The organism is Paraburkholderia sp. UCT31 (assembly GCF_014397655.1).
Lineage (GTDB): Bacteria > Pseudomonadota > Gammaproteobacteria > Burkholderiales > Burkholderiaceae > Paraburkholderia > Paraburkholderia tuberum.
Map to the genome: position 1 here is coordinate 97107 of NZ_VZQP01000024.1, position 26946 is coordinate 124052.

At 64.7% G+C, this 26946-nt stretch carries 23 protein-coding genes; 15 read left to right on the plus strand and 8 right to left on the minus strand.

What is annotated here, in order from left to right; translation table 11 throughout:
* Nucleotides 1–112 precede the first annotated feature (112 nt).
* The 6 genes from F6X40_RS21185 (at nucleotide 113) to F6X40_RS21210 (ending at nucleotide 10089) form a co-directional block, all read left to right on the plus strand.
* Nucleotides 113–535: a hypothetical protein gene (locus tag F6X40_RS21185; RefSeq protein ID WP_187629101.1), complete on the plus strand. Its 423-nt coding sequence runs from the start codon at nucleotides 113–115 to the stop codon at nucleotides 533–535.
* A 741-nt stretch (nucleotides 536–1276) separates the two neighbouring features.
* Nucleotides 1277–2005 (plus strand): hypothetical protein, encoded by a 729-nt coding sequence (locus F6X40_RS21190; RefSeq protein ID WP_187629102.1) that lies wholly within the window; start codon nucleotides 1277–1279, stop codon nucleotides 2003–2005.
* 356 nt (nucleotides 2006–2361) lie between these two features.
* Nucleotides 2362–3828 carry an amino acid permease gene (locus tag F6X40_RS21195; protein WP_184062209.1) on the plus strand — a complete coding sequence of 489 codons (1467 nt, stop codon included), beginning with the start codon at nucleotides 2362–2364 and terminating at the stop codon, nucleotides 3826–3828.
* 369 nt (nucleotides 3829–4197) lie between these two features.
* Nucleotides 4198–5406 (plus strand): efflux RND transporter periplasmic adaptor subunit, encoded by a 1209-nt coding sequence (locus F6X40_RS21200; protein WP_184062211.1) that lies wholly within the window; start codon nucleotides 4198–4200, stop codon nucleotides 5404–5406.
* 11 nt (nucleotides 5407–5417) lie between these two features.
* Nucleotides 5418–8615: a multidrug efflux RND transporter permease subunit gene (locus tag F6X40_RS21205; RefSeq protein ID WP_187629103.1), complete on the plus strand. Its 3198-nt coding sequence runs from the start codon at nucleotides 5418–5420 to the stop codon at nucleotides 8613–8615.
* A complete protein-coding gene (locus tag F6X40_RS21210) occupies nucleotides 8608–10089 on the plus strand; it encodes an efflux transporter outer membrane subunit (RefSeq protein ID WP_187629104.1) in 1482 nt (493 codons plus the stop codon). Before F6X40_RS21205 ends, F6X40_RS21210 begins: the two co-directional genes overlap by 8 nt.
* A 63-nt stretch (nucleotides 10090–10152) precedes the next feature.
* Here F6X40_RS21210 and F6X40_RS21215 read toward each other — a convergent pair whose 3' ends face one another.
* Nucleotides 10153–11571 (minus strand): trypsin-like peptidase domain-containing protein, encoded by a 1419-nt coding sequence (locus tag F6X40_RS21215; RefSeq protein ID WP_187629105.1) that lies wholly within the window; start codon nucleotides 11569–11571, stop codon nucleotides 10153–10155.
* Nucleotides 11572–11898: 327 nt separating this feature from the next.
* On the opposite strand from F6X40_RS21215, the gene F6X40_RS21220 reads away from it, so the two are divergent.
* The 6 genes from F6X40_RS21220 (at nucleotide 11899) to F6X40_RS21245 (ending at nucleotide 17233) form a co-directional block, all read left to right on the plus strand.
* Nucleotides 11899–12420 carry a 2,4'-dihydroxyacetophenone dioxygenase family protein gene (locus tag F6X40_RS21220; protein WP_187629106.1) on the plus strand — a complete coding sequence of 174 codons (522 nt, stop codon included), beginning with the start codon at nucleotides 11899–11901 and terminating at the stop codon, nucleotides 12418–12420.
* A gap of 106 nt (nucleotides 12421–12526) precedes the next feature.
* The gene (locus tag F6X40_RS21225; protein WP_187629107.1) at nucleotides 12527–13828 is read left to right on the plus strand and encodes an MFS transporter; all 1302 of its coding nucleotides are present in this window, start codon (nucleotides 12527–12529) and stop codon (nucleotides 13826–13828) included.
* Nucleotides 13829–13841: 13 nt separating this feature from the next.
* Nucleotides 13842–14570 carry an SDR family NAD(P)-dependent oxidoreductase gene (locus F6X40_RS21230; protein ID WP_018425118.1) on the plus strand — a complete coding sequence of 243 codons (729 nt, stop codon included), beginning with the start codon at nucleotides 13842–13844 and terminating at the stop codon, nucleotides 14568–14570.
* A 74-nt stretch (nucleotides 14571–14644) separates the two neighbouring features.
* A complete protein-coding gene (locus F6X40_RS21235; protein ID WP_187616728.1) occupies nucleotides 14645–15502 on the plus strand; it encodes an IclR family transcriptional regulator in 858 nt (285 codons plus the stop codon).
* Between the two features lie 146 nt (nucleotides 15503–15648).
* A complete protein-coding gene (locus tag F6X40_RS21240) occupies nucleotides 15649–16692 on the plus strand; it encodes a rod shape-determining protein (RefSeq protein ID WP_013091688.1) in 1044 nt (347 codons plus the stop codon).
* Between the two features lie 22 nt (nucleotides 16693–16714).
* Entirely contained in the window at nucleotides 16715–17233 is a 519-nt protein-coding gene (locus F6X40_RS21245) for an SLATT domain-containing protein (protein ID WP_187629108.1), read from the plus strand.
* A gap of 49 nt (nucleotides 17234–17282) precedes the next feature.
* On the opposite strand, the gene F6X40_RS21250 is transcribed toward F6X40_RS21245, so the two are convergent.
* Entirely contained in the window at nucleotides 17283–17978 is a 696-nt protein-coding gene (locus tag F6X40_RS21250; protein WP_187629109.1) for a YceH family protein, read from the minus strand.
* Nucleotides 17979–18173: 195 nt separating this feature from the next.
* On the opposite strand from F6X40_RS21250, the gene F6X40_RS21255 reads away from it, so the two are divergent.
* On the plus strand, nucleotides 18174–18428 hold the full coding sequence (locus F6X40_RS21255) for a BON domain-containing protein (RefSeq protein WP_184035143.1): 255 nt from the start codon (nucleotides 18174–18176) through the stop codon (nucleotides 18426–18428).
* A gap of 15 nt (nucleotides 18429–18443) precedes the next feature.
* Here the strand turns inward: F6X40_RS21255 and F6X40_RS21260 are convergent, their stop codons facing one another.
* Both F6X40_RS21260 and F6X40_RS21265 read right to left on the minus strand, forming a co-directional pair.
* Nucleotides 18444–19595: an acetate/propionate family kinase gene (locus F6X40_RS21260; protein WP_187629110.1), complete on the minus strand. Its 1152-nt coding sequence runs from the start codon at nucleotides 19593–19595 to the stop codon at nucleotides 18444–18446.
* A gap of 13 nt (nucleotides 19596–19608) precedes the next feature.
* The gene (locus tag F6X40_RS21265; RefSeq protein ID WP_187629111.1) at nucleotides 19609–22002 is read right to left on the minus strand and encodes a phosphoketolase; all 2394 of its coding nucleotides are present in this window, start codon (nucleotides 22000–22002) and stop codon (nucleotides 19609–19611) included.
* A 219-nt stretch (nucleotides 22003–22221) separates the two neighbouring features.
* Between F6X40_RS21265 and F6X40_RS42405 the strand changes: the two genes are divergently transcribed.
* Both F6X40_RS42405 and F6X40_RS21270 read left to right on the plus strand, forming a co-directional pair.
* Nucleotides 22222–22350, plus strand: a complete 129-nt coding sequence (locus F6X40_RS42405; RefSeq protein ID WP_260335472.1) for a hypothetical protein — start codon at nucleotides 22222–22224, stop codon at nucleotides 22348–22350.
* A gap of 114 nt (nucleotides 22351–22464) precedes the next feature.
* On the plus strand, nucleotides 22465–22995 hold the full coding sequence (locus tag F6X40_RS21270; protein WP_187629112.1) for an ankyrin repeat domain-containing protein: 531 nt from the start codon (nucleotides 22465–22467) through the stop codon (nucleotides 22993–22995).
* 47 nt (nucleotides 22996–23042) lie between these two features.
* Here F6X40_RS21270 and F6X40_RS21275 read toward each other — a convergent pair whose 3' ends face one another.
* The 4 genes from F6X40_RS21275 to F6X40_RS21290 all read right to left on the minus strand — a co-directional run.
* The gene (locus F6X40_RS21275; protein WP_184062245.1) at nucleotides 23043–23741 is read right to left on the minus strand and encodes an HAD family hydrolase; all 699 of its coding nucleotides are present in this window, start codon (nucleotides 23739–23741) and stop codon (nucleotides 23043–23045) included.
* Nucleotides 23742–23815: 74 nt separating this feature from the next.
* Entirely contained in the window at nucleotides 23816–24850 is a 1035-nt protein-coding gene (gene gnd, locus F6X40_RS21280; RefSeq protein ID WP_187629113.1) for a phosphogluconate dehydrogenase (NAD(+)-dependent, decarboxylating), read from the minus strand.
* Between the two features lie 216 nt (nucleotides 24851–25066).
* Complete coding sequence (locus tag F6X40_RS21285; RefSeq protein ID WP_187629114.1) at nucleotides 25067–26410, minus strand: sugar efflux transporter; 1344 nt, start codon at nucleotides 26408–26410, stop codon at nucleotides 25067–25069.
* Nucleotides 26411–26644: 234 nt separating this feature from the next.
* The coding region (locus F6X40_RS21290) for a hypothetical protein (RefSeq protein ID WP_187629115.1) at nucleotides 26645–26946 on the minus strand (302 nt) is incomplete at its 5' end.

The following is a 26946-nucleotide window of genomic DNA, read 5'->3' on the forward strand; positions in this document are numbered from 1 at the left end:
AATATTTTATGCCGGGCAGTTTCCGACTCGATACGCATAACCGCGATAAAAGCTGACAGCGCTTTCATCGGTTGCCATTGGGCGCTTGCAAGCAGGCGGTAAGGAGAACGACATGAACATGGATAGGACCCGCGATATTGCCGCGATGCTACTGCGTGCCGCGAAACGCAAAAGGCTCGTGACTTATCAGGAACTGCACGCGCTTTTCGGTCGCGACGAACCGTTGCAAAGCCGCTATCGCGCATTGGAGGACGCGGCGCGTTCACTGAGCGATTGCGCGTCGCTCGACTATGGCTGCCTGATGAGCCTCGACAACGGCCTGCCGGGCGATGACTTCTTTAATCGCTTCAGGCACGGCAGGCCGCGTGAGTACGAAAAGGTGATGGGCTTCGGATCGGCGGGACGCTCGATGACGAAGAAGCGACTGATTGCGGATGCCGAGCGTCTGCGCGTGTTCGAACATGCATCTCAGATCGCGGCAAGTGGGAGGATGGCGAACACGTTGCGCCCGTACGCCACGTCGAAATGCACGTAGCCCATTCACAGTCGCTCAACGACGACACGCTCGCCGGTTGAGAGAAATGCGAAACGTCTCTAAGCCACAAGGCAATAGCCGACGATAAAAATCCGCGCGAGCTGCGATAGCGGCATTGGCTTTCGCTACAAAGCTTATTCTCATGGTGCGCAAAGCAGTATTTAACAGTTGTCTAATTGCGGCATGTGGCGTGCGCAAATTAATCTGTACGCACGGCCGCGGTTAATTCATGAGGGCTCTGATTGGGCCCGCCCATAAAAATTGGAATTGAATTGGCGCGCCAGTTTTGTTGGTCATTGAATCGGGCTGCACCCGGCGTCAGTTGTGGCAGGCGAAAGAGTCGCGGTTCGGACGATTCGCGATGGTCACCGGGCACCGGTGTGCATCGGTTGTGGCGGAGGGCCGACACGCGGCATGCGCATCGACGGTGGCACGTGCGGTGTGTACTGGAAGCCGTTTCCGAAGAACTCACAATTTGACATAAGATAAATTATCAACATTTGTGATGTAGCGGCAAAGCTGTAATGTCGTACCTGGGCAAAGCTGAATCGTCGCAGTCGCAGCATTTTCCAAATCGGCCCAACGAGATTTACAAAAGCTGTCAGATGAATCCGACTTTAGATTTAATGATCGAGCTCAATCGCCTGAGGACTTTATGTACGCTGGCGCACATTGTGCGCGCCTCGGAGGGGATATTTTTCAATACGGCCGTAGAATAAAAAGCGAATGGAAATTTGGGCTATGGACACCCTGACAGACGTGCGTGGGCATACAGAGACTAAGCAGATTCGAATCGACAAAAGCGTCGCTTTGAGGTCTTTTGATGACGTGATTCCGCAGGAGTCGATCGTCGAAATCAATGAGTTCATCGACCACCTGTTTGGCACGACGGCACCGCGCTCGCAGTCCGGCGCAAAGATTGCGGAGATGCTGCGTCGCGGTCAGGCCTTTCGCGAACTCGAGCAGTCGATCTGCGCGAATGCGCGCGCGATGGCCGAGAAGTTCGGTCAGACAAACTTACCGACTGAGCCGTTCCACGTACTGCGCTGTGCGAGCAAGACTTCGTTGACCGAGAGCCACTGCCGCCACTACGACTCGCACCTGCTGACGCTGCTGATTCCGCTTCAGCTCGCACCCGACGGAGTTCACAACGGCGACCTCGTGATGTACCGCAAGCCGCGCCTGTCCGTAACGACGCTGACCAACATGATCTGCAAGATGCGCCATGGCCTCCTGCACAGCCTGCCGCTCAGCTGGCGCAGCTGGCATACCTTGCATGATCTGCGTGTCGGCAACTGCAAGCGAATTCCGGTCAAGCCGGGCAGCGTCTACGAATTCAACGGCTTCGCACTTCAGCATGCGAACCTCGACGTACAGAACGGACAGCGGCGCACGCTCCTCATTCACTACTACGACCCAGGCCACTCGCTCGGTCTGAGCGGCGTGCTGCGGCGCGGACGGATCGGCTGAGGTCCGCCCCGCAAGCCTGAAATTGTCCACGTTGGCTTGCCGATTCCGCACATCGTAAGCCCTCCTGAATCGAACCAGAGGCCTTGCTTGCGATCGCAATGCACAAATGCACCCACGGCCCGCGGCACGCCCGGCGCTGCGCGCGCCTGCCATCGCACTGCCCCATCGCGCCGACAAAGCAAGCGGATTTCACTTTGCCTTTAATCCGGCATAGACTGAATTTTCCGTTAGATGCTTTCTCCGCACTTGCCGTGGCCATTGCCGTGCGCGGCGACGGATGTTTTTGTCGTGCTCCACGAGCCGATGGCAGCCTAACCGGTTCGTGCCTGATCAACACTGAAAAGGGACGACTTATCATGGCCGCTACCGGTTACATGGCACGCAAAACCGTTGCTGATATCGTCGCCAGCGCCGACGCCGAAGAAGGCCGTCACCTGTCGAAAACGCTGGGCGCGACGAGTATCACCGCGATGGGCATCGGCGCGATCATCGGCGCAGGCATCTTCGTGCTGACGGGGACCGCCGCCGCGCAGTTCGCGGGGCCGGCCATCACGCTGTCGTTCGTGCTGGGCGGCATCGCGTGCGCGTTCGTCGGCCTGTGCTATTCGGAGCTTGCGGCGATGCTGCCCGTGTGCGGGAGCAGCTACACGTACACGTATGCGACGCTCGGCGAGATCTTCGCGTGGATCATCGGCTGGGATCTGATCCTCGAGTACGCGATGGGCGCCGCGACCGTCGCGGTCGGTTGGTCCGGCTATATCGTGAGCCTGTTTCGCAACGTCGGCATCGACATTCCACCTACCCTCGCCGCCGCCCCCGGCACCATCGTCAAACTGGCCGACGGCTCGACGGTCACCGGCGTGATCAACCTGCCGGCGGTGTTGATCATCGCGATCCTGACCACGTTGCTCGTGTTGGGGACGAAGGAGTCGGCGCGGCTCAACAACGTGATGGTCGCGATCAAGCTGACCGTGGTGGTCGCGTTTATCGCCATCGGCGTGTTTTTCATCAAGCCGGAACACTGGCATCCGTTCATTCCTGCCAATACCGGCCAGTTCGGCAGTTTCGGCATGAGCGGCATTCTGCGCGGCTCGGCCGTGGTGTTCTTCGCGTTCATCGGCTTCGATGCGGTGTCGACCGCCGCGCAGGAAGCGCGACAGCCGCAGCGCGACATGCCGATCGGCATTCTCGGCTCGCTGATCATCTGTACGGTGCTGTACATCCTCGTCGCCGGTGTGCTGACCGGCCTCGTTCCGTACCCCGAGCTGAACGTTCCTGATCCGATCGCCAAGGGCGTCGACGCGATCGGGCTCACGTGGTTCTCGATCCTGATCAAAATCGGCGCGTTGACGGGGCTGACCACCGTGATACTCGTGCTGCTCTATGGACAAAGCCGCATCTTCTTCACGATGTCGCAAGACGGTTTGTTGCCGCACTTTTTCTCGAGGGTCCATCTGCGTCTGCATACACCCTATCTGAGTCAGATCCTGATCGGCACCGTCGTCGCGATCGTGGCGGCGCTGACACCGATCGGCGTGCTCGGCGAGATGGTCAGCATTGGCACCCTGTTCGCGTTCGTCCTCGTGTGCGGGGCGGTGATCTATCTGCGGCGCAGCGACGCGGAGGCGACGCGTCCATTCCGGGCGCCCGCCGTGCCGGTCGTGCCAGTGCTCGGCATCCTGTTCTGCCTGCTGCTGATGGTCGGTTTGCCGCTCGTCACGTGGCTGCGGCTCGTCGTGTGGCTCGTGATCGGCATGACGATTTATCTGTCATACGGCCGCAACCATTCGGTGTTGCGGCATCCGGAGCGCAAACGTACGTGAGTGTGTGGCGACTCGGAATATTATTTTCAGGCGCATCGATTTCGATGACAATTGCATGCGCTTTGAATTGCGGCAATTGCGGGATGGCAATTGACATGTAATTGACAATTACCATTCAAGATCTCGTCTGCAAGCGGGAATCCCCCGGTCGTGACCACTGCGCCCGCCGCCTGGTCCTTGCGAGTCCATTCCACTCGCGACCACCAAGAATAAATTGACAAGCCACCCAGACACGGTAGGATCAACAGAAATCTTTTCCCCGCATTAACGCACCCACACACGTTCTGAATAGTTAATTCGACCGCAAACCGTTAAAACCGTCACCGATCTCACGCGCAAAAAAGACTGCCTTGATCAAAGGAGTTTCTCTTGCTTTGCTCCGCACTCCGCCTGCGTAGTCGTGCCGTATCGCTTCTGATCACCGGTTTGCCGCTCCTGCTTGCCGCCTGCAACGACCGGTCGCAGACTCCCACCGCCGCGTCGATGCCACCGGTTCCCGTGCTGGTCGAAACGGTTTCCACCACCCCTGTCGCCGATGTCGTCGAGTTGCCTGGCCGCATCGAGGCCGTGCGCACCGCCGAGATTCGCGCGCGCGTCGACGGCATCGTCCAGCGCACGCTCTATCAGGAAGGCACGGACCTGCCGGCCAACGCCCCGCTCTTCCAGATCGACGCGAGCGACTATCGCGCGCAGTTGCAGCAGGCGCAGGCCGCGCTCACGCGCGCGAGCGCCGTGCGCGACAACGCGGCGTCGGTCGTGGACCGGTTCAAGCCGCTCGTCGGCCGTCATGCAGTCAGCGCGCAGGAATACGACGCCGCGCTCGCGACGATGCAGCAGGCGCAGGCCAATGTCTCCGATGCGCAAGCTGCGGTCTCGCTTGCGCAATTGCGGCTCGATCGCTGCATCGTGCGCACGCCGATCGCCGGACGCGCGGGCCGCGCGCTCGTCACCGAAGGCGCGCTCGTCAGCGCGGGCGCCGCCACGCTGCTCACGCAGGTCAATCAACTGACGCCGATCAACGCGGTGTTCACGCAGTCGAATACCGCGATGCTCGACTTCCAGCAGCAGATCCAGTCGGGCGCGCGCAAGCCGACCAGGATGAAGCACGTCGAGGTGCAACTGATCCTTGCCAACGGCCAGGTCTACAACGAGCGCGGTTTTCTGGACTTCGCCGATCTCGTCGTCGATCCGTCGACCGGTACGCAGACGGTGCGCGCGCAGTTCGCGAATCCGGACCGCACGCTGTTGCCGGGGCAGTTCGTGCGCGGGCGCATCATCGCGGCGGGCAATGTGCGGGGCATCCGTATTCCCGAGCGCGCGGTGCAGCTCGACAACGGCATTGCAAGCGTCGCGTTGGTCGCGGACGACGGCACCGTGGTCCGCCGCAATATCTATCTCGGCGAGCAGGGCGAAGGACGCTGGACCGTGCGCGACGGTCTGAAGCCCGGCGAGCGCCTGATCGTCGATGGCTGGCAGAAGGTGCAGCCCGGTCAACGGGTCGACGCGCGGCCCGCCCCCGATGCGTCGCCAGCGGCGCATTCGGCCGCGTCCCCTGCTCCCGCTTCGACCGCGCACTGACGGGCTCGCCGATGAATCGATTCTTCGTCGCCCGGCCGGTCTTCGCGTGGGTCATCGCCCTTTTCATCGTGCTGTTCGGCTCGATCGCGCTCGCGCTGCTGCCGGTCGAGCAGTACCCCGACGTCGCTCCGCCGTCGCTCACCATCAGCGCGGTCTACAGCGGCGCGGACGCGAGCACGCTCGAGCGTACCGTCACGTCGATCGTCGAAGACGAGATGAACGGCATCGAGAATTTCCTGTACATGTCGTCGGTGAGCCGCTCGAACGGCACGATGCAGATCACCGTGGTGCTAAAGCCCGGCACCGATCTCGACATCGCGCGCACTCAGGTGCAGGACCGTCTGAGCCGCGTCGAACCGCGCCTGCCGCTCGAAGTCCGTCAGATCGGCTTGAGCGTGACGAAGGCGTCGTCGGGCTTTCTGATGCTGCTTGCACTGCAGGCGACCGACGGCACCACCGACGCCGTCGCGATGGGCAACTTCGCGTCGAACAACATCATCAACGAGCTGCGCCGTATCGACGGCGTCGGCGACGTGCAGCTGTTCGGCTCGTCGTACGCGATGCGGATCTGGCTCGATCCGCGCAAGCTCGCGGGCTTTGGGCTGTCGGCCAGCGAGGTGCTGCAGGCGATCCAGGAGCAGAACAGCCAGACCGCAGGCGGCAGCCTCGGCGATCAGCCGATCGCGCCGGGCTCCGAGTTCACCGCGCAGATCGTCACGCAAAGCCGCTTCACGACGCCGGAGCAGTTCCGCGAAATCATCGTGCACGCGAATCCGGATGGCTCGACCGTGCGGGTGGGCGACGTCGCGCGCGTCGAGCTCGGCAACGACAGCTACGGCAACCGCCTGACCGTCAACGGCAAGGCGTCGGCCGGGATCGCGATCCAGCTCGCGAGCGGCGCGAACGCGCTCGCAGTCGCCAGTGCGGTGCGCCGGCGCATGGCCGAATTGCAGCCGATCTTCCCGCGCGGCGTCGCGTGGACCGTGCCGTTCGACACCACGCCGTTCATCACGACCTCGGTGCAGGGCGTGATCCGCACGATGGTCGAGGCGCTGTTGCTCGTGACGGTCGTGGTGTTCCTGTTCCTGCAGGACTGGCGCGCGACCGTGATCCCGACGATCGTGGTGCCGATCGCGTTGATCGGCACGTGCGCGGGGCTCTACCTGTTCGGGCTGTCGATCAACATTCTGTCGCTGTTCGGCATGGTGGTCGCGATCGGTATCCTCAACGACGACGCGATCGTCGTCGTCGAAAACGTCGCGCGCATCATGCGCGAGGAAGGGCTCGGCGCGCCGCGCGCAACGGTGAAGGCGATCGGGCAGATATCGGGCGCGGCGATCGCGAGTACGCTGGTGCTCGTTGCGGTGTTCATTCCGATGGCGTTTTTTCCGGGCTCGACGGGCGGCATCTACCGGCAGTTTTCGGTCACGCTCGCGGTGTCGATCCTGCTGTCGACGATGTTGGCGCTGACACTCGGCGCGGCGTTGTGCGCGGCGCTGTTGCGCAGCGAGGCGGCCGCCGAAGAGCGGCCGAAGAACGCGGCTTCGCGTCTGCTGCATCGCGTGTTCGACGGCTTCAATCGTGGGCTCGACGCGGGCACCACACGCTATATCGTGGGCGTCGATGCGATGCTGCGCTCGCCGCTGCGCTGGCTGCTGGTGTTCGTCGCGGCCTGCGCGATCACCGTGTTTTTCTTCACGCGGCTGCCAACCGGCTTTCTGCCGACCGAGGACCAGGGGCATATCTTCATTACGTATACCGGCCCGCCGGGTTCGACCGACCAGCGCACGCAGCACGCGATCGACCAGGTCGAGGCGTTTCTGCGAACCCAGCCGCAAGTGCGCAACGTCGCGTCCGTGACGGGCTTCAGCTTCTTTGGCCAGGGGCAATCGGCGGCTCTGTCGTTCGTCGATCTGAAGCCGTGGGACGAGCGCTCGGGCGAGGCCAATTCGGCGAGCGCGCTGGTGCGTCGCGCGAATGCGGCGTTTCGGCAGATTCCCGAGGCGATCATTTTTGCGCTCGACCCGCCGCCGATTCCGTCGCTCGGCAACGCGACCGGCTTCACGATGAAGATCCAGGATCGCAGCGGCATCGGCGGCGAAGCGCTGCAACAGGCCGCGCGGCGGATGATGATCGAGGCGTCGCAAAGCCCCGTTCTCGCGGGCGTGCGCGCCGAGGGCATGCCGGAAGCGCCGCAACTGTATGTCGAGATCGACCGCGTGAAGGCGCGCGCATTAGGCCTGCAAATCGGTCAGGTCAACCAGGCGCTTGCGCTGACGTTCGGCTCGAACTACGTGAACGACTTCGTGTTCGAGGGCAACGTGCTGCGCGTGCTGTTGCAGGCGGACGCCGAGCAACGCATGCGTGCCGAGGACGTGACTTCGCTGCGCTTGCGCAATAACCGCGGCGAGATGGTGCCGTTCTCGGCGTTCACGCGCGTGCGCTGGATTTCCGGACCGCAGCAGCTCGAACGCTATAACGGCTTTCCGTCCGCGACACTGTCGGGTCAGGCCGCGCCCGGCCGTTCGAGCGGCGCGGCGATCGCCGAGATGGAGCGCATCGCGTCGCACGTGTTGACCGGCAACCTGAGTTACGAATGGACCGGCACCGCGCTCGAGGAAAAACAGGCGAGCGGCCAGATCGGCATGCTGCTCGGGCTGTCGCTCGTGGTCGTGTTCCTGTTGCTCGCGGCGCTGTACGAGAGCTGGGCGATTCCGGTCGCGGTGTTGCTGATCATCCCGTTCGGCGTGATTGGCGCGGTACTGTTGACGATGCTGCGTGGACTGTCCGCGGACGTGTATTTCAACATCGGCCTCGTGACGATCATCGGCCTTGCCGCGAAGAACGCCATTCTGATCGTCGAATTTGCGATCAAGGAGGAATCCGAAGGAAGGGACGCGCTAGCCGCCGCCAAAAGCGGCGCACAGCAGCGTCTGCGCCCGATTCTGATGACGAGCGTCACGTTCGTGTTGGGCATGCTGCCGCTCGTGCTCGCGACCGGCGCGGGCGCGGCGAGCCGCCGCGCGGTCGGCACCGGCGTGATGGGCAGCATGCTGACCGCGACGATGTTCGGCGTCTTCTTTACGCCGCTGTTCTATGTCGCCGCGCGACGCTGGCTGAGCCGCAAGAAACGCAGCATCGATCTCGACGATGACGATCTGCCGACGGCCATGCCGCGCGATTCGGGTGGAGGGCAGCGCGATGCGTAAATGCCTTCATTTGCGCCTCGCGCTGCCCCTCTTCTGCTGCTCGCTCGCCGCCTGCAACTTTGCGCCGAACTATCAGCAGCCCCAATTGCCGATCGCAGATCGTTTCGACACGACGGAGACCGCCAATCCGGCCGGCGCGCATCTGGCAAGCGAAGTCGACTGGCAGACCTTCTTCGCCGATCCGCAACTGAAGCTGCTGATCGAGGCGGCGCTCGAGCACAACCGCGATCTCGCCGCGTCGATCGCGCGCATCGAGCAGGCGCGCGCGTTTTATCGCATCCAGAACGCCGCGCGTTTGCCGCAGGTCAATGCGAACGCGGGTGCGACCCGCACCAGGGCGCCACTCGGTTCGATCGATCCCGAGTTCGACAACACGGACATCTCGGTCCAGTTCAACCAGTACAACGTGCAGGCCGCGGTGACGTCGTTCGAACTCGACTTCTGGGGGCGCGTGCGCAACACCAGCGAAGCCGCGCGGCGTCGATATCTGGCCACTGTCGACGCGCAGCACGCGTTCCGTTTGTCGCTGATCGGCAATGTCGCGTCGAACTACTACGCGATCCGCTCGGGCGAGGAAGGCATCGAGCTTGCACAACAGACGCTCGACAGTCGGCGCTACGCGCTGGAAGTCGCGAAGATGCGACTCGACGCGGGCGTCACGTCGATGGTCGATTACGACCAGGCGGCCATTCTGGTCACGCAGGCGCAGACGCAGCTGGCCGAGCTGCAACGGACCACCGCGCAGCAGCGCCATCTGCTCGAGGTGCTGATCGGCGGGCCGCTCAGCGGGTCGCTACCGCCGGCGCCGCCGATCGCCGACGCCGCGCAGTTCCGCGAGCTCGATGCGGGCCTGCCCTCCGCACTGCTGATCGACCGGCCGGACATCCAGCAGGCCGAGCAGCAACTGCGCGCAGCCAATGCCGACATCGGCGCCGCTCGTGCGGACTTTTTTCCACGCATCGCGCTGACGGGTAGCTTCGGATATGTGTCGCCCGAACTCGGCGATCTGTTCGTGCCGGCCAAGCAGGCGTGGTCGTTCGGCGCGCTGGTCGGCATGCCGATCTTCGATGCGGGACAGCGCCAGGCGCAACTATCGCAGGCGCGCGCGCGACGCGACGAACTGGTCGCCGATTATCAGCGCACGGTGCAGAACGCGTTTCGTGAAGTGTCCGACGCATTGGTCGCGCGACAACGCTACAAGGAACAGATCGCGGCGCAGGAACAGGCGGTGCAGGCGCAGCGGCAACTTGCCGAAACGGCGGAGCTGCGCTACGAAAACGGGATCTCGATCTATCTCGAGGTGGTGGATGCGCGACGCAATCAGTTTGCCGCCGAGCAGCAGCTGATCCAGCTTCGGGCGACGGCCTTGCAGAACGGGGTGTCGCTTTACGTCGCATTGGGGGGCGGGCCCGACGAGCCGCGGAACGTCACGCAAAGCACGTCTCACGCTGAGGGGGTCCACCCGTCCAACTGAGGCACGCGCGCCACAGCAGCGCGTCGTGCCCGCCGCCGGCATTGCACCGGCGGGTTCTACTCATCAGCCAAGCGTTACGTCGACCGATGCTTGTTCACCATCGCGCACCACGGTGACAGACACGCTGTCGTCCGCCTGAGCGATCATGCGGCGCAGTTGCTCGACGCCGTGAATCACCTTGCCGTCGACGGCAACGATGATGTCGCCCGCCTGAATGCCGGCTTCGGCGGCCGGACCGGTGGACTGCTGCACCACCACGCCGCCCGGCAGCTGCGCTTGCTGCTGTTCGTCCTGGGTCAGCGCACGCACGGCGACGCCGAGACGCGGACGGTTTTGCTGCTGCGGTTGTTCCTGCTGCTCTTCGCGTGGCGCGGCCGACGCCATGTCCGACGCTTGCTGCGCGCCCACCGTCACCGCCAGCTTGCTTTCGCCGCCGTTGCGCCACACGCTGATCGTCGCTTTGCTGCCCGGCGAGAGTTGCGCGACCTGACCGATCAATTCGGTCGTATTACCAATATGCTTGCCGTTCACGCCGACGATCACGTCGCCCTGGCGCAGACCGGCTGCGTGCGCGGGACCATTCGGATCGACCGAGCCGACCAGTGCGCCGCCCGTCGAGTCGAGGCCGAGCGCCTTGGCCTTGTCGGCGCTGAGCGGCTGCACGCCCACGCCGATGCGGCCGCGGCTCACGTGACCGGTACTCACGAGCTGGTCCTTCACGTGCATCGCCGCGTCGATCGGGATGGCGAACGACAGTCCCTGGAAGCCGCCGGTGCGCGAGTAGATCATCGAGTTGATGCCGATCACTTCGCCGTTCAGGTTGAACAGCGGACCGCCCGAGTTGCCCGGGTTGACCGGCACGTCGGTCTGGATGAACGGGATCGGGCTATCGTCGGAGAACGAGCGCGATTTCGCGCTGATGATGCCCGAGGTCACCGTGCTGTCGAAGCCGTAAGGCGAGCCGATCGCCACGACCCATTCGCCGACCTTGCTGCTGTCCGGGTTGCCGATCTTCACGGTCGGCAGATTGGTCGCGTCGATCTTGACGACGGCGACGTCGGTGGCCTTGTCCTTGCCGATCACGCGCGCGTGGAATTCGCGGCCGTCGGTGAGCTTCACGGTCACGCTGGTCGCGCCGTCGACGACGTGATTGTTGGTCAGGATGTACCCGTCCTGGCTGATGATGAAGCCCGAGCCGAGCGCTTCGCCGCCGCTCTTGCGTTGACCGTTCTCGTCGACCGACGCGGCTTCTTTCACGCCGATATGCACGACCGCCGGGCCATAGCGCGTCACGATGCTGGAGAAGTCCGGTGCCGACGAGCGCGAGCCGACGATATCCGCCGCGGCGTGCAGCGACGACGTCGGGCCCTGCGCGTCGTTCACCGACGCATCGGCATTGCGATGGCTGAGCGCATACGCGCCGCCGATTGCGAGGACAGCGCAGATCGCGGCGCTACCGCGCCAATAGTTTTTGGTGGTCATAGTCAGGGAGTCTTGCGGAGGGTTACGTGGTGGATGCGTAATGTAGTGGCCTCCACTTAAAGCAGACTTAAAGATGGTGTTCGATCAGAATGCGCGGGCAGGCCTTGCTTTAGGCGCTTTTTGCGTGTCGTGCGGCTTTTATGAGATAGCAACACGTGCATCTTTCGCGCGGTTCGAGAATGAGTGCGGCGTCGCTTTATCGTGCCTGACCAGTAATTTCCCCAGGATTGACCCCGCCCAAAGCGGCTCCGATAATAACCACATTGTGGACTTTTTATCCACAATGTGGACATTGCTTCTTTCTGCACGCCGCGCGAGGAATTTCCCATGCCAGAGGCCAATCAATCCGACCTGACGCCGTACCAGCTCCCGTTCCCGAACGAAGCGCAAAAGGAAATCGTCGTGCCCTTCGCGATTCCGACCGACGAACGCGTGTGGGTCCCGCAGGCAGAAAACGTGTCGTTCCGCCCACTGTGCCTGAATGCGTCGCAGGGATACTGGATGAATCTGCTGCGCGTACGCCGCTCGGGCGTGTTGAGCCGGCATCGTCATCCGCAGGCCGTGCACGGCATGGTGCTCAAGGGCCGCTGGCGTTATCTCGAGCATGACTGGGTCGCGACCGAAGGCAGCTACGTGTACGAGCCGCCGGGCGAAACGCATACGTTATATGTGCCCGAGGACGTCGAGGAAATGATCACGTACTTCCAGGTCAACGGCGTGATGTTCTATTGCGATCCGTACGGGAACTACACCGGTTACGAAGACGTATTCACGAAGATCGACATGTGCCGCAAGCACTACGCGGCGGTGGGCCTCGGCGAAGACTACGTCGAGCAGTTCGTCCGGTAAAACGCCGCGCAAGCCCCCAACGGAACCAACGGCTAGGACACCGCAATACCGACAGGCACGGCAACACCATTCCCACACAGCAGGACCCATTGCGCAGGAGACAAACATGCTTCAGAAGTCGCAGCGTCTGAAACGTATCCAGGTGGTCGCCGTCGTCTTTCTGACGGTGGCGGGCATCGTCAATTATCTCGACCGCAGCACGCTGTCGATCGCGAATCATCTGGTCAGCGAGGAATTGCATCTGTCCGCTTCGCAGATGGGGCTGCTGCTGTCCGCGTTCTCGTTGTCGTATGCGTTCGCGCAGTTGCCGGTCGGCGCGCTGCTGGACCGTTTCGGATCGCGCGTGATGCTCGGCCTCGGCATGCTCGTGTGGTCGATCGCCCAGGTCGCGGGCGGCTTCATCCAGACGCTCAATCACTTCCTCACGGCGCGCGTCGTGCTCGGCATCGCCGAGGCGCCGCTGTTTCCGGCCGGCGCGAAAGTCGTCAGCGAATGGTTCGCGGTACGCGAGCGCGGCACGCCGATCGGCACCTTCATCTCGTCATCCACCATTGCGCCGATGATCGCACCGCCGCTGCTCACGGTGCTGATGCTTTCCTTCGGATGGCGAACGATGTTCGTCATCATGGGCGTGCTCGGCGTTGTCGTCGCGCTCGCGTGGTACCTCGTCTATCGCAATCGCAGCGAAATCGCGCTGACCGAAGAAGAAACCGCGCATCTGAACGAAGGCGCGACCGGTCAGGAGAATCCGCAGGGCCTCAGCTGGTCCGAATGGGGCGCGCTGTTCAAGCTGCGCAACACGTGGGGCATGATCTTCGGCTTCATGGGCGTGATCTACATGGTGTGGCTCTATCTGACGTGGCTGCCCGGCTATCTGGAGCGTGAGCGTCATCTGAGCATCGCGCACACCGGCTGGCTCGTCGCGATTCCGTATGTGTTCGGCACGATCGGCATGGCGAGCAGCGGCGTGATCGCCGACTATCTGTTGAAGCGCGGCATGGCGCCGATCCGCAGCCGCAAGTGGCCGCTGTGCGTCGGTCTCGTCGGCGCGGCCGCATTCACGGTGCCGGCCGCCTACACACCGAGCACGACGCTCGCGATCGTCTACGTGTCGCTCGCGATGCTGTTCGTGAACCTGTCGAGCGGCAGCGCATGGGCGCTCGTCAGCGTCGCCGCGCCGCGACATCTGGTGGCGTCGCTCGGCAGCATGCAGAACTTCGGCGGCTATCTGGGCGGCTCGTTCGCGCCGGTGATCACCGGCATCGTCGTCGATCGGACGCATTCGTTCGTCAACGCGCTGCTGATCAGCGCGGCCGTCGCGTTCGCGGCGGCGCTCGTCTATCTGTTCGTCGTCCAGGAAGTGGCGCCCGCGCCGCTCGCGAGCTCGATCGAGACCCAACCCACCTGAGGCGGCTTCTCCCATGACGTTCCAGAACCAGCTCCTCGAAGGCAAGACCGCGCTCGTGACCGGCGGCTTGTCCGGTATCGGCGCGGCGATCGCCAACACGCTCGCGCAGCTTGGCGCGCACACGGTGGCGGCTGGTTTGCCGCTGCCCGAAGGCACGCCCGATACGCTCAATCGCGAGATTGCGCGCGTCACGCTGGATGTCCGCTCGGGCAACGCCGTCACGGCCGCGGTGAACGCGTTCGAGCGTCTCGACATCGTGGTCAACTGCGCCGGCGTGATCAGCCGCGTCGAAGAACATCGGCTCGACGTGTTCGAACGCGTGATGGATATCAATCTGAACGGCACGATGCGCGTGTGCGCCGCCGCGCGCGACTCGTTGAAGGCGTCGGCGGGCTGCATCGTCAATACGGCGTCGATGCTGAGTTTTTTCGGCGGCGGTCTCGTGCCCGCTTATAGCGCGAGCAAGGGCGCGGTGGCGCAGCTAACGAAGTCGCTCGCGATCGCCTATGCCGCCGACGGCATTCGCGTCAATGCGGTTGCGCCGGGCTGGATCGCAACGCCGCTCACGCAGGCGTTGCAGGACGACGATGGACGCTCGCTGGCGATTCTGGAACGTACGCCGCTGCGTCGCTGGGGCACGCCGGAAGAAGTCGCGCAGGTCGCGGTGTTCCTGTGCTCGCCGGCGGCGTCGTTCATGACCGGCGCAATCGTGCCGGTCGACGGCGGATATCTGGTCGCGTGAAGCGGCGCCGCCGTCGTTCGACGCCATCGATAAAGGCATAATTGCGTACCCCTGCTCTGCCCTGCCTCCGTGTGATGTCGAGTTCCGCTTCCAAACCCCGTTCCCACGCCGGCGCCGCCGGCCATGATGCTGTCGGGCACGCCGACGACAAAGCCGACTCCAAGGCCGTCGCCGGCGCCGCCGCGTTCTCGAAGTTCATCGCTGTGCTGCAACTGATCGCCGATGCGCCAACGCCGCCCAACGTCGCGAAACTGAGCGCGGCGAGCGGCTATCCACGCCCGACCGTCCATCGCATCGTCGCGGCTTTGCAGGCTGAAGGGCTGATCGTCGCGAGCGGCAGCGGCAACACCTTCGGCCTCGGACCGCGCCTGATCAACCTTGCGAGCCATAGCTGGGAGCGCTCGGACCTGCGGCTCGCGGCCGTCGATGCGTTGATGGCGTTGCGCGACTTCACATCGGAGACGATCCACCTCGCGGTGCCCAGCCAGGGCGAGATGGTCTACATCGAAAAGCTCGAAAGCCCGCACGCGGTGCGCATGGCATCGCGCATCGGCACGCGTGTGTCGCTGACGTCGAGTTCGGTCGGCAAGGCGTATCTGGCGACACTCAGCGTGGCCGAGCGCGAGGCGTTGCTGAAGAACGCGCCGCTCGAGCGTTTCACCGAGCACACGCTGACCGACCTCGACGCCGTGCGCCGCGAGCTCGACGCGACCGCGCAGCGCGGCTACGCGGAAGACCGCGAGGAGAACGAAGTATCGATCTGCTGCTACGGCGCCGCGATCCGCGGCCCGGACGGCCGCGCGGCCGGCTGCGTGAGCATCAGCATGCCGACCTTCCGCCGACGCGACGATGTGCAAGCCACTTACATCGAGCCGCTGCTTGCGGCATGCCGCACGATCGCGGCGCGGCTGGGGCCGGCGAGCGGCAGATAGCGGACGATAGTGCGGCCGCGCCCGCCGATAAACTGCTATTCTTGCTGTCGCGCGGCCGCTCTGGCCGCCCGCCGCGTGCAAGCGGCAGACCCCGACAAGCTCCCGGCGGCGCTCACGCGCCCGCCTTCGAAAAGACAGGAATACGCATGTTCGGTTTTCTGCGCGGCTACTTTTCCAACGACCTGGCAATCGACCTCGGTACGTCGAACACGCTGATCTACATGCGCGGCAAGGGCATCGTTCTCGACGAGCCGTCGGTCGTGTCGATCCGCCAGGAAGGCGGGCCGAACGGCAAGAAGATCATCCTCGCCGTGGGCCGCGAAGCGAAGCAGATGCTCGGCAAGGTACCGGGCAACATCGAGGCGATCCGCCCAATGAAAGACGGCGTGATCGCCGATTTCAACATCACCCAGCAGATGATCAAGCGCTTCATCCAGATGGCGCACGAGTCGCGGCTGTTTGCGCCATCGCCGCGCATCATCATCTGCGTGCCGTGCGGTTCGACCCAGGTCGAGCGCCGCGCGATCAAGGAGGCCGCGCATAGCGCGGGCGCCTCGCAGGTCTATCTGATCGAGGAACCGATGGCCGCGGCGACGGGCGCCGGCCTGCCGGTGTCGGATGCAACCGGTTCGATGGTCGTCGATATCGGCGGCGGCACCACCGAGGTCGGCGTGATCTCGCTCGGCGGCATTGTGTACAAAGGCTCGGTACGCGTCGGCGGCGACAAGTTCGACGACGCCATCGTCAACTACATCCGCCGCAACTACGGCATGCTGATCGGCGAGCAGACCGCCGAGGCGATCAAGAAGGAAATCGGCTCCGCGTTTCCGGGCTCCGAGGTCATGGAGATGGAAGTCAAAGGCCGCAACATGTCCGAGGGCATTCCGCGCAGCTTCACGGTGTCGAGCAACGAGATCCTCGAAGCGCTGACCGATCCGCTGAATCAGATCGTGTCGTCGGTGAAGATCGCACTGGAACAGACGCCACCGGAACTCGGCGCGGACATCGCCGAGCGCGGCATCACGCTCGCGGGTGGCGGCGCGCTGCTGCGCGATCTCGACCGTCTGCTCGCCGAGGAAACCGGCCTGCCGGTGTTCGTTGCAGAGGCGCCGCTGACCTGCGTGGTACGCGGCTCGGGCATGGCGCTGGAGCGGATCGAGAAGTTCGGCAGCTCGTTTTCCTACGATTGATGCGCGTGCCGAACGCTGAACGATGACGACCCCGCCCGCCTACGAGCCGCCCGTCGACGAAACCGAGCTGCTGTTGAAATGGATTCGCCGCGTGCGCGAATCGCAGATGAGCCATTACGACATGGCGGATCTGCTGTCGGCGCGCGAGCGCCGCATGGGCTGGCTCGTGACCGCGCTGACCGCGTTCGTCGGCACGGCGGTGTTCGCGTCGTTGAGCGCGCCGCCGGTGTCGATCGAGATGCGGATAGTCGTTGGGCTCGTCAGCGTGGCGGCGGCGATGTCGGCTGCGTTGCAGACGTTCCTGCGCTATGCGGAGCGTGCCGAGAAGCATCGCGCGGCCGGTGCGCGCTATGGCGCGGTGCGTCGGCGACTCGAAGCGGTGTTTGCCGGCGACGCGGATGCGCGCGAAGCGCACTACCTCACCGGGATCCGTACCGAGCTCGACCGTCTCGCCGAAGACTCGCCGAACGTGCCGCCGCGGATCTTCTATCGCACGCAGCGCACGTTGCTGGCGGATAGGCCGCGTCGGCGTGATGCGTGAAACAGGCGGCCGGGCGCGTTTTCGCCTTCGCTTTCGTTTCCGTTTCAGATCACAGATCGTCCGCGCTGATACCCAGCTCGGTCGCCATGCGCCGCACGACGGCCTGCAGACGGCTGACTTCATCGGCGAGACGCTTCTGCTCGGCCTTCAGCGCCTCGAATGCCGACAGCGGCACGCTGTCGTCCTCGGCGAGCGCGGACTGCGCGGCTTCGGTGATGCTGACCTCGCCGCACAACAGATGCATCCAGCGATTCTCACGCTCGCCCGCCATGCGCGGCAGCCGGACGACGCGAGGCGGATCGTTCGCGGCCAGCTCGTCGAGGAACGCCTCGACCGACGAAATATCGGCGAAGCCATGCAGGCGCGCGCTGTTCAGGCGCAATTCGGCGGCCGTTTGCGCGCCGCGCAGCAGCAGCGTGGTCAGCAGCGCGATCGACTGTCCCGGCAGCCCGAGCACGCGGTTCATGTTGTGCTCGAAGCGCGGCACGCGGCTGCTGCTGCCCTCGAACACGAGGCTCAGGCGTTTCAGGCCGTCGACGGCGGTCAGTACCTCGGCCTCGGTCGCGCTCATCACCGGCGCGCGGCCGGTCTTCTGATTGCAGCCGAGCGTCAGCGCGTTCAGCGACAACGGATAACTGTCGGGTACCGTGTGCTGTTTTTCGACGAGCACGCCGAGAACACGTCCTTCGAGCGCGGTCAGCGCGCGCAGCGAGGGTCGGGAAGGAGCGTCGGGAGTCGAATTCATGGGATTGCGAGGTCTCGTGGAAGATGCGCGCGCCGTTCGCGGCTGGACGGCGCGTTCTGTCAGGTGGGCACTATGATAAACGTGGCGAGCCCGGCGCGGCGAGCGAATCCGCGCTGCCGGCGAAGCGCGCACGCCGGCAAAACCCGCCACATCTGCTAGTGTGAGTTGATCGACATTCTGTTTCGCGGAGACGCCATGCGGTCCACAAGCTCGAGATCGAGCGAATCTGCCCGCCTGACCGACGCGCAGATCGCCGCCGAAGCAGCGCGCCGTCTCGCGTGGGATTCGGCCGTGCCGCCGCGCGCCGTGCGCGTGAAGGTCGCGCGGGGGCGCATCACGCTGTCGGGCGAGCTTCAGCGCGAAGCACAGCGCGCCGCGATGCTCGAAGACGTCACGCGTCTATTCGGCGTCACCTCAGTCGCGGACCGGACCGTCGTCCGCAAGGGCTGACCTCAGTCAGGCGAGTCAACTCCCGCCCGCTTGCAGCAGTTCCCGGCAATGCCGCGCGATCTGCCTTTCCTCCTCGGTGTGCAACACCCTCACCTTGCCCGCCGGAACGTTTTCGATGAGCCCAAGAAACGCAAGCCCATCGCATACGCGCCGCCGAACCTCGGCGCTGTGCTCGCCGATCCCGCCGGTAAACACGAGCAGATCGATGCCGCCAAGCAGTGCCGCATACCCGCCGATCGTCTTGCGCACCGCGGTCGCAAAGGCATCGAGCGCGAGCGACGCCCGCGCGTCGCCGGCCGCCGCGCGTTTTTCGAGCACTTGCATGTCGCTTTCGCCGTCCGCGTAACCGGCCAGCCCGCTGCGGCGATTGAGCAGCGCTTCCAGCGCATCGGCGTCGAGCCGTTCCGCGCGCAGCAGATACAGCAGCACGCCCGGATCGAGGTCACCGCAGCGCGTGCCCATCGGGATGCCGCCGGTCGGTGTCAGGCCCATCGACGTATCGACCGAGCGGCCGTCGAGCAGCGCGCACAGGCTCGCCCCATTGCCGAGATGCGCGAACACCGCTCGCGACGGCAACGCCGCGCCGAGCTGCATGACCAGCGATTCGTACGACAGTCCATGAAAGCCATAGCGGATCACACCAGCGTCCGCGTAACGGCCCGGTAACGCGAGCTGCGCCGCACGCGGCGGCAGCGTCGCGTGAAACGCGGTGTCGAAGCACGCATAGTGCGGCGCGTCGGCGAAGATCTGCGTGGCTTCATCGATGAGCGCGAGTGCCGGCGGGATATGCAGCGGCGCGAAGTGCAGCGCGTCGCGCAACTGACGGCGCACGTCGTCGGTGATGAGCCGGTGCGTGCGCAGATGCGGACCGCCATGCACGACGCGATGCCCCACCGCCGAGGGCCGCGCATGATGCTGTTGCACGAGCACCTGCGAGAGCGCCTGCAACGCCTCGGTCTGCGATTGGAGCAAGTGCTCCTGCTGCAACAGCACGCGGCCATCGGCCGCTCTGATCCGCAGGCGGCCGTCGTCGCGGCCGATGCCCTCGGCCGCGCCTTCGAGCAGCAGTGTTTCGTCGTTGGCCGAGTGGGCGAACAGCCCGAACTTCAGCGATGACGACCCGCTGTTCAGCACGAGGATCGTCCGTTCCTGATCGTGGTCGTGCATGGCGCCGCCTCGCTCAGCCTTTCCACGTCCAGTTGCGGATTTCCTCCTTGTCGATCCCTTCCTCGTGCGCATACGCGAGATGCTCGATGATCTGCCCGCGCAGCCACTCCTTCGTATGATCGCCGACGCCGCGCAGCGACGGCACGCGATCGATCGCATCGATCGCCAGCGTGAAGCGGTCGACGCCGTTGATGATCGCGAGTTCGAGCGGGGTATTGATGTTGCCCTTCTCGTTATAGCCATGCACGTGCATGTTTCCGTGATTCTGACGGTTGTACGTGAGCTTGTGCACGAGCGCCGCATACGAGTGGAAGTTGAAGATCACCGGCTTGCTGGTCGTAAACAGCGAATCGAAATCGCGGTCGGACAGTCCATGCGGATGCGCATGCTCGGGCATCAGGCGGAACAGATCGACCACGTTGACGAAGCGGATCTTCAGCGTCGGGCAGCGCTCCTTCAGGATCTGCACGGCGGCGAGCGCTTCCATCGTCGCGATGTCGCCCGCGCACGCGATCACGACGTCCGGCTCGACGCCCTGATCGGTCGACGCCCAGTCCCAGATGCCGATGCCCTTGGTGCAATGCGTGACGGCCGCGTCCATGTCGAGATAGTCCAGGTGCGGCTGCTTGTCGGACACGATCACGTTCACGTAGTCGCGCGAGCGCAGGCAGTGATCGGCGACGCTCAGCAGACAGTTCGCGTCGGGCGGCAGATAGATGCGCACGACGTCCGGGCTCTTGTTCGTGACCACGTCGAGAAAACCGGGGTCCTGGTGCGTGAAACCGTTGTGATCCTGGCGCCACACGATCGACGTGATCAGCAGATTGAGCGACGGCACCGGCTGCCGCCAGCCGAGCTCGCGCTTGGCTTTTTCGAGCCACTTCGCGTGCTGGTTGAACATCGAGTCGATCACGTGCACGAACGCTTCGTAGGTCGCGAAGAGTCCGTGACGACCTGTCAGCGCATAGCCTTCCAACCAGCCTTCGAGCGTGTGCTCGCTGAGCATTTCCATCACGCGGCCATCGGGCGACAGTTCGCCGCCGTCGGCGTCGCCCGGTTCGAGCGCGGCGAGCCAGGTCTTGCCCGACGCTTCATAGACCGCTTGCAGCTTGTTGCTCGAAGTTTCGTCGGGACCGAATAGCCGGAAGTTCGACATGTTGTTGCGCATCACGTCGCGCAGGAACGTGCCGAGCACCGCGGTCGGCGACGTATACGCCGCCGCCGGTTTCTTCACGGCCACCGCGTAGTCGCGGAACCGCGGCATATCGAGCATCTTGCACAACAGTCCGCCGTTCGCGTGCGGATTCGCGCTGATGCGGCGCGCGCCCTCGGGCGCGAGCGCGCGCAGTTCTTCGACGAGCCGGCCGTTCGCGTCGAACAGCGTTTCGGGGCCGTAGCTGCGCAGCCAATCTTCGACGATCTGCAGACTCTTGCGATTGCTCACCGCATCGGCCACCGGCACCTGATGCGAGCGCCACGAGCCTTCCACCTTGTGACCGTCGACTTCCTTCGGCCCGGTCCAGCCCTTCGGCGAGCGCAGCACGATCATCGGCCAGCGCGGGCGCGTGGTGTCGTTGTTCTGCCGCGCATGCTGCTGGATCGCGCGAATTTCGTCGATGCATTGTTCGAGCGTCGCGGCCATCTGCTGATGCATCGTGTCGGGATCGTCGCCTTCGACGAAATACGGCTTGTGCCCGTAGCCGACCATCAATGCTTCGAGTTCCTCACGCGGAATGCGCGCAAGCAGCGTCGGGTTGGCGATCTTGTAGCCGTTCAGATGCAGCACCGGCAGCACCGCGCCGTCGCGGATCGGGTTCAGGAATTTGTTCGAATGCCACGACGTGGCGAGCGGGCCGGTTTCCGCTTCGCCGTCGCCGATCATCACGGTGACGATCAGCTCGGGGTTGTCGAACGCGGCGCCGTAGCCGTGCGACAGGCTGTAGCCGAGTTCGCCCCCTTCGTGAATCGAGCCCGGCGTTTCGGGCGTGCAATGCGAACCGATGCCGCCCGGGAACGAGAATTGCCGGAAAAAGCGCCGCATACCGGCTTCGTCCTCGCTGCGGTCCGGATAAATTTCCGAGTAGTGGCCTTCCAGGTAGCAGTGCGCGAGGCTCGCGGGGGCGCCGTGACCGGGGCCGGACAGAAAGATCACGTCGAGATCGTGTTTGCGGATCAGCCGGTTCAGATGCACGAGCACGAAGCTCTGGCCGGCGTCGGAGCCCCAGTGGCCGAGCAGCCGGTTCTTGATGTGCTCGGCCTTCAGTGGTTTGCGCAGCAACGGGTTGTCGCGCAGATAGATCATGCCCACCGACAGGTAATTGCATGCGCGCCAGTAGCGATCGAGGTTGCGCAGCGTATCGGGGTCCAGAACTTGCGGTGGGGTGGGATGCGAGGTTGCTTCGGCCATGGCGTCACTCCTCGAAAGAACTGTCAGGCTGGTTGGCGGATGATGCGGTGCACTCGAAACGAAGCGGGGCGGTGCGAGTCGAATGTACTAAGCTGCTCAAACGGGGGCGAATGCTTTCTACCACTCGCAGTATGTCGCGCTGAATGTGGCATTCGTGCTGCAACTCCTTGCGCTGTCTGCTTTCTTGTCGTGATTTCCTGTCTCAGGTCAATGGCCGCCATGTCGACATCTCCCAGTGCGCTGAAAGTGCTCGTGGTCCTGGTCCTTACGCTCGTGTTCACATGCCTCGCGGTCGCCATCCCGATCGGCATATTCGGGCTGCTGGTCAAGCTGTTCGACCACGTCTAGCACAGCGGCGCGGCTGCCAGCGTTCGAACGCGAGCGCCACGGAATGTGTATGCTCGCTGAAAGACCGGGCGCGGCATCGGCAACACGCCGCTCATTCATCGCAAGGAGAGTGCCTTGACCGACCACACCGACAACCCGCCCGCATCGCAACCCGATCCCGAATTGCAGGCGCTCGCGCGCGAAGTCTTCGACCTCGCGCGGCGCGGCGATGCGACGATGCTCGCGGCCGTCATCGAGAAAGGCGTGCCGCCGAATTTGCGCAACGAGCGCGGCGACAGCCTGCTGATGCTCGCGAGCTACCACGGCCACGTCGACGCGGTGCGCACGCTGCTCGACCGGGGCGCCGATGCGAACCTGCGCAACGACGCGGGCCAGACGCCGATCGCGGGCGCCGCGTTCAAGGGCTTCGACAAGGTGATCGAAACCTTGCTTGCGCATGGCGCCGACGTCGAAGGCGCATCGCCCGATGGCCGCACCGCGCTGATGATCGCGGCGATGTTCAACCGCACCGCGATCGTCGATCTGCTGCTTGCGCACGGCGCGGACCCGCATGCGCGCGACGCGAACGGCGTCAGCGCGGCCGATGCCGCCGCACGGATGGGCGCGGCCGATACCCTGGCGCGCCTGAAAGCGCTGGGCGCGTGAGCCCGCGATGTCACCAAACGGCGCCCGCATCACGCGCGCGGCGCCGCCTAGTTGCCCTTCGCGCTACGCAACAGCGTTTGCACGTCGATCTCCGCCAACTCGCCGATCCGCCCGACCGTCACGTCCGCGGGCGGATTGCTCGCGATCTCCTTCGCATCGAACGCATAGTGTCCCTGGCGCGGGAACACGGTGGTCAGCTCCGCGCCCCATGCCTTCTTCATCGCGCTCAGAATTCGCAGCTTGTCGTCGACCATCACGTAATGGCGCGCCGGATAGCATTCCATCACCTGGTCGAGCATCAACTCCTTGTGGATGTAGATCAGCACGCGCCCGTCGACTTCGTCCCACAAGCCCGAGCGCGAAATCTTGCGCGGCTGGAACACGACGTCGCCATCCGACAGGATCACCGTCGGCCCGTGCTTGCCGAGATGCCGCAGCGCGTCGAGCGCACCCGGATAGAGCCGGTTCGCAAACGGATACTCGATCAGGAACGACGACATCAACAGCAGGCGCGTGTCGCGTGGATGCTCGGTCCGGTAGCGCTGCAGCGCGCCGAGGTAGTCGGCGTAACCGAGTTCGGTGCGCAGGTTCTCGAAGATTTCCCAATAGCGCGCACTGTTCTCTTCGCCGAACTGGCCCATCATGTGCGCGCGCAGATCCTGCAGCACGTGATCGTTGTCGAGCAGCGTGTTGTCGCAATCGAACAGAAACACGACGTCGTGCGGCGTGGCGGAGGTGACTGGCATCGCGGTTCCTTGTGGCAAGTTCGGCGGGACGGTTTGGCGGATCGGCGTGATAGCGCACGCGTGGATGGCCTCGGCTACTTCAGCCCGCCGTCCGGCGCGACGGGTTTTTCCGCGTGGCCGCCGAAATCGTGCCGCATCGCCGACAGCACGCGATTCGCGAAATCGGCTTCTCCGCGTGAACTGAAGCGCGCGAACAGCGCCGCGCTGAGCACCGGCGTCGGCACACCTTCGTCGATGGCCGCCGTGACGGTCCAGCGCCCCTCGCCCGAATCCGATACGCGGCCCGCGTAGCCTTTCAGTTCGGTGTCGCCGGCGAGCGAGCCGGCGATCAGGTCGAGCAGCCACGAGCCGATGACACTGCCGCGCCGCCAGACCTCGGCGATATCCGCGAGATTCAGATCGTATTGATACAGCTCGGGACGGCGCAGCGGCGAGGTCTCCGCATCGGCCTCGCGCGCGTGCCGGCCGGCGTCGGCGTGGCGCAGCACGTTCAGACCCTCGGCGTAGGCGGCCATCAGCCCATACTCGATGCCGTTATGAACCATCTTGACGAAATGCCCCGCGCCTTGCGGGCCGCAATGCAGAAAGCCCTGCTCAGCGGTGCTCGCGCCCGCCGCGCGGCCCGGTGTCGCGCTCTGCGTGCCCACGCCGGGCGCCAACGTCGAGAAGATCGGTTCGAGCCGTTTGACGACCTCAGCCTCGCCGCCGATCATCAGGCAGTAGCCGCGCTCGCGCCCCGCGACGCCGCCGCTCGTGCCGACGTCCACGTAATGAAGCTGGCGCGCGCCGAGTTGCTGGCCGCGGCGGATGTCGTCGTGGTAGTAGGAGTTGCCGCCGTCGATCACGACATCGCCCGACTCGAGCAGCGGCACGAGCTTGTCGAGCGTCGCGTCGACCACGGCGGCGGGCACCATCAGCCACACGGCGCGGGGCTTGTCGAGCTTCGCGACGAGGTCTTCGAGCGAGCTCGCGCCGGCCACGCCTTCCTGCTTCAGCCTGTCGACCGCCGCCGGCTGCACGTCGTAGACGATGCACTGCTGAGCTCCCCTGGTCAGGCGCCGCACCATGTCGGCGCCCATTCGTCCCAATCCAATCATGCCTAGCTGCATGGCTCGCTCCGAAAGATGCTGCGTTGCGCTGCCCGATTTTCCGGTCGTCGTGTTGCGGCGGCGTGGCTGCCCTTAAGCATAGACGCTGTGTCGCGAGCTACGCCGCATGTATCGAAGCAAGCCGCACTTTTTTGCAGAGGCGCAGCGCGGCTCAAAGTTCCACGCAACTGGAGGCGCGCCGCATCCGCGCGAAAGCGAACGCGGCGGGCTCACGTGTCATTCGCTGCGCTCGGGCACGCGCGTGCCGCGGCGGGCGGCCAGCTTCGCGTATTGCTCGGCCGCGAAGCGCTTGACCGCGCGCCACATCAGCGGATAGCGATAGCCGGGCACCGCGAACAGCACCAGCGCGCACAGCCCCAGCAGTCCGCAGAACAGGAACGTGCCGCGATAGCTGAACGCCTGCACGAGCAGCCCCGACAGCACGCCCGACAGGATCGAGCCGACCCGCGCCGCATTGAAGAACAGCGCGGTCGCGCGCCCGGGCGAATGCGGCATCAGATCCTGCACGTAGGTCATGCCGAGGCACGAGGTCACGGCGACCACGAACGCGTTCAGCATCTGCATCGGGATCAGCTCGCTGACGTTGCCCGCCAGCGACATCGCGACGAAGTACACCGCATGCACGGCCGCGCACGCGGCAAGCCAGTTCGGCTTGTGCAGCGACGACGACTTCGCGCCGAGCGCGAGCATCATCGGGATCTCGGTCAGCGCGCCGAGACCGAGCATCACCGACACGTCGAGATGCGTGCCGTTGAGCCCATGCACGATGTACAGCGGCAGTACGATCATCGTCGCGTTCGCGGCGAGGCCGAGCAAGGTCAGCGCGGTCACCGAGCGCAGGATGTCGTTCGCCGACGCGACCGGCAGCGTTTCGTGCGCGTCCTCGCCGGGCTGCCTCAGCGGCGGCACCGTGATCGACGCGGACGGCTCCGACGCGGTGTCCTCGACCGTGTGATCGCCGAGATGGCTCTGCGGCTCCTGCATGCGCCAGACGATGAAGCCGCAGGTCGCGAAGCTGGCGGCCGCGAACAGGAAGAGTCCGGTGAAGCTCGTCGCGGCGAGCACCAGCGCGCCGACCGCCGGCCCGAACACCCATGCGGCCGAGAGGATCGTACGCAGCGTCGCGCTCGCGAACACGCGCTCGGCAGGGTCGGGCACCGGCAGCGCCGCGCGGCTGAACGAGAACACCATCGAAATCGCCGAACCGCCCGCGCCGATGAACACGATGCCGACCACGAGCAGCAGCCGGTAATCGCGCACCACGCACAGACACAGGTAGCCGAGCGCGGCTGCGATGAGCGCCGCCAGCAATAACGGTCGATGCCGCCCGCTCCGGTCGCTCCAGCGCCCCGCCACCGTGCTCGCGAGCACGCCGCTCGCGGCGATCAACGTCATGAATACGCCGAGCCGGAACGGCGTCATGCCGGCGCGTTCGATGCCGAACAGAGACAGATACGGTGCGGTGAAGGACATCGCCACACCGAGCATCAGGGTGGCGGCGGCGAGCGGCTTGAAGCCAGGAATGCGAAGCAGGTCGAAAAAACGCGCAGTTTTCAACACGGGGCGGTGGGTCAGGTGGAGCGGGCCTCGATATGCAGCGAAGCGCTCGAAGGCACGTTAGGCGTCGCAGGCAGGGGGCCGGAACGACCGGGGCATTATCGACCCGGAGCGCGGCTCGCGTAAACCCGCTAATAGCTGTCCCCAATCCGTGAGAAGCCTGCGGATTCATCCAGCTACTCGCGCCGCGCCGTGCCGATGCGTGCCGTTAGCGGCAAGCTGCTGGCACGCTCAACGCTACTTGCCCTCAGTTGCGCGCATTTGCTGCGCCTGCGCCTTGTAGTCGTAGGTCGGATAGAACTCGGTGTGATAGCCGCCCCACGCGGTCGATTCGATCGCGCGGTTCACTTCACGCAACCGGCTCGCGGGCACGCGCAGCGTCACGACCTGCCCGATGCCCATCATCACGTACCACGACACGACTTCGATGCCTGGCGGCGGGAAGGTCTTGAAGAAGCCCTGCTCGCGCAGTTGATCGTTGATTTTCGGCAGCGGCTTCGATTCGTCGTGGCGCAGGAAGATCGTCAGCAGGAAGGTGT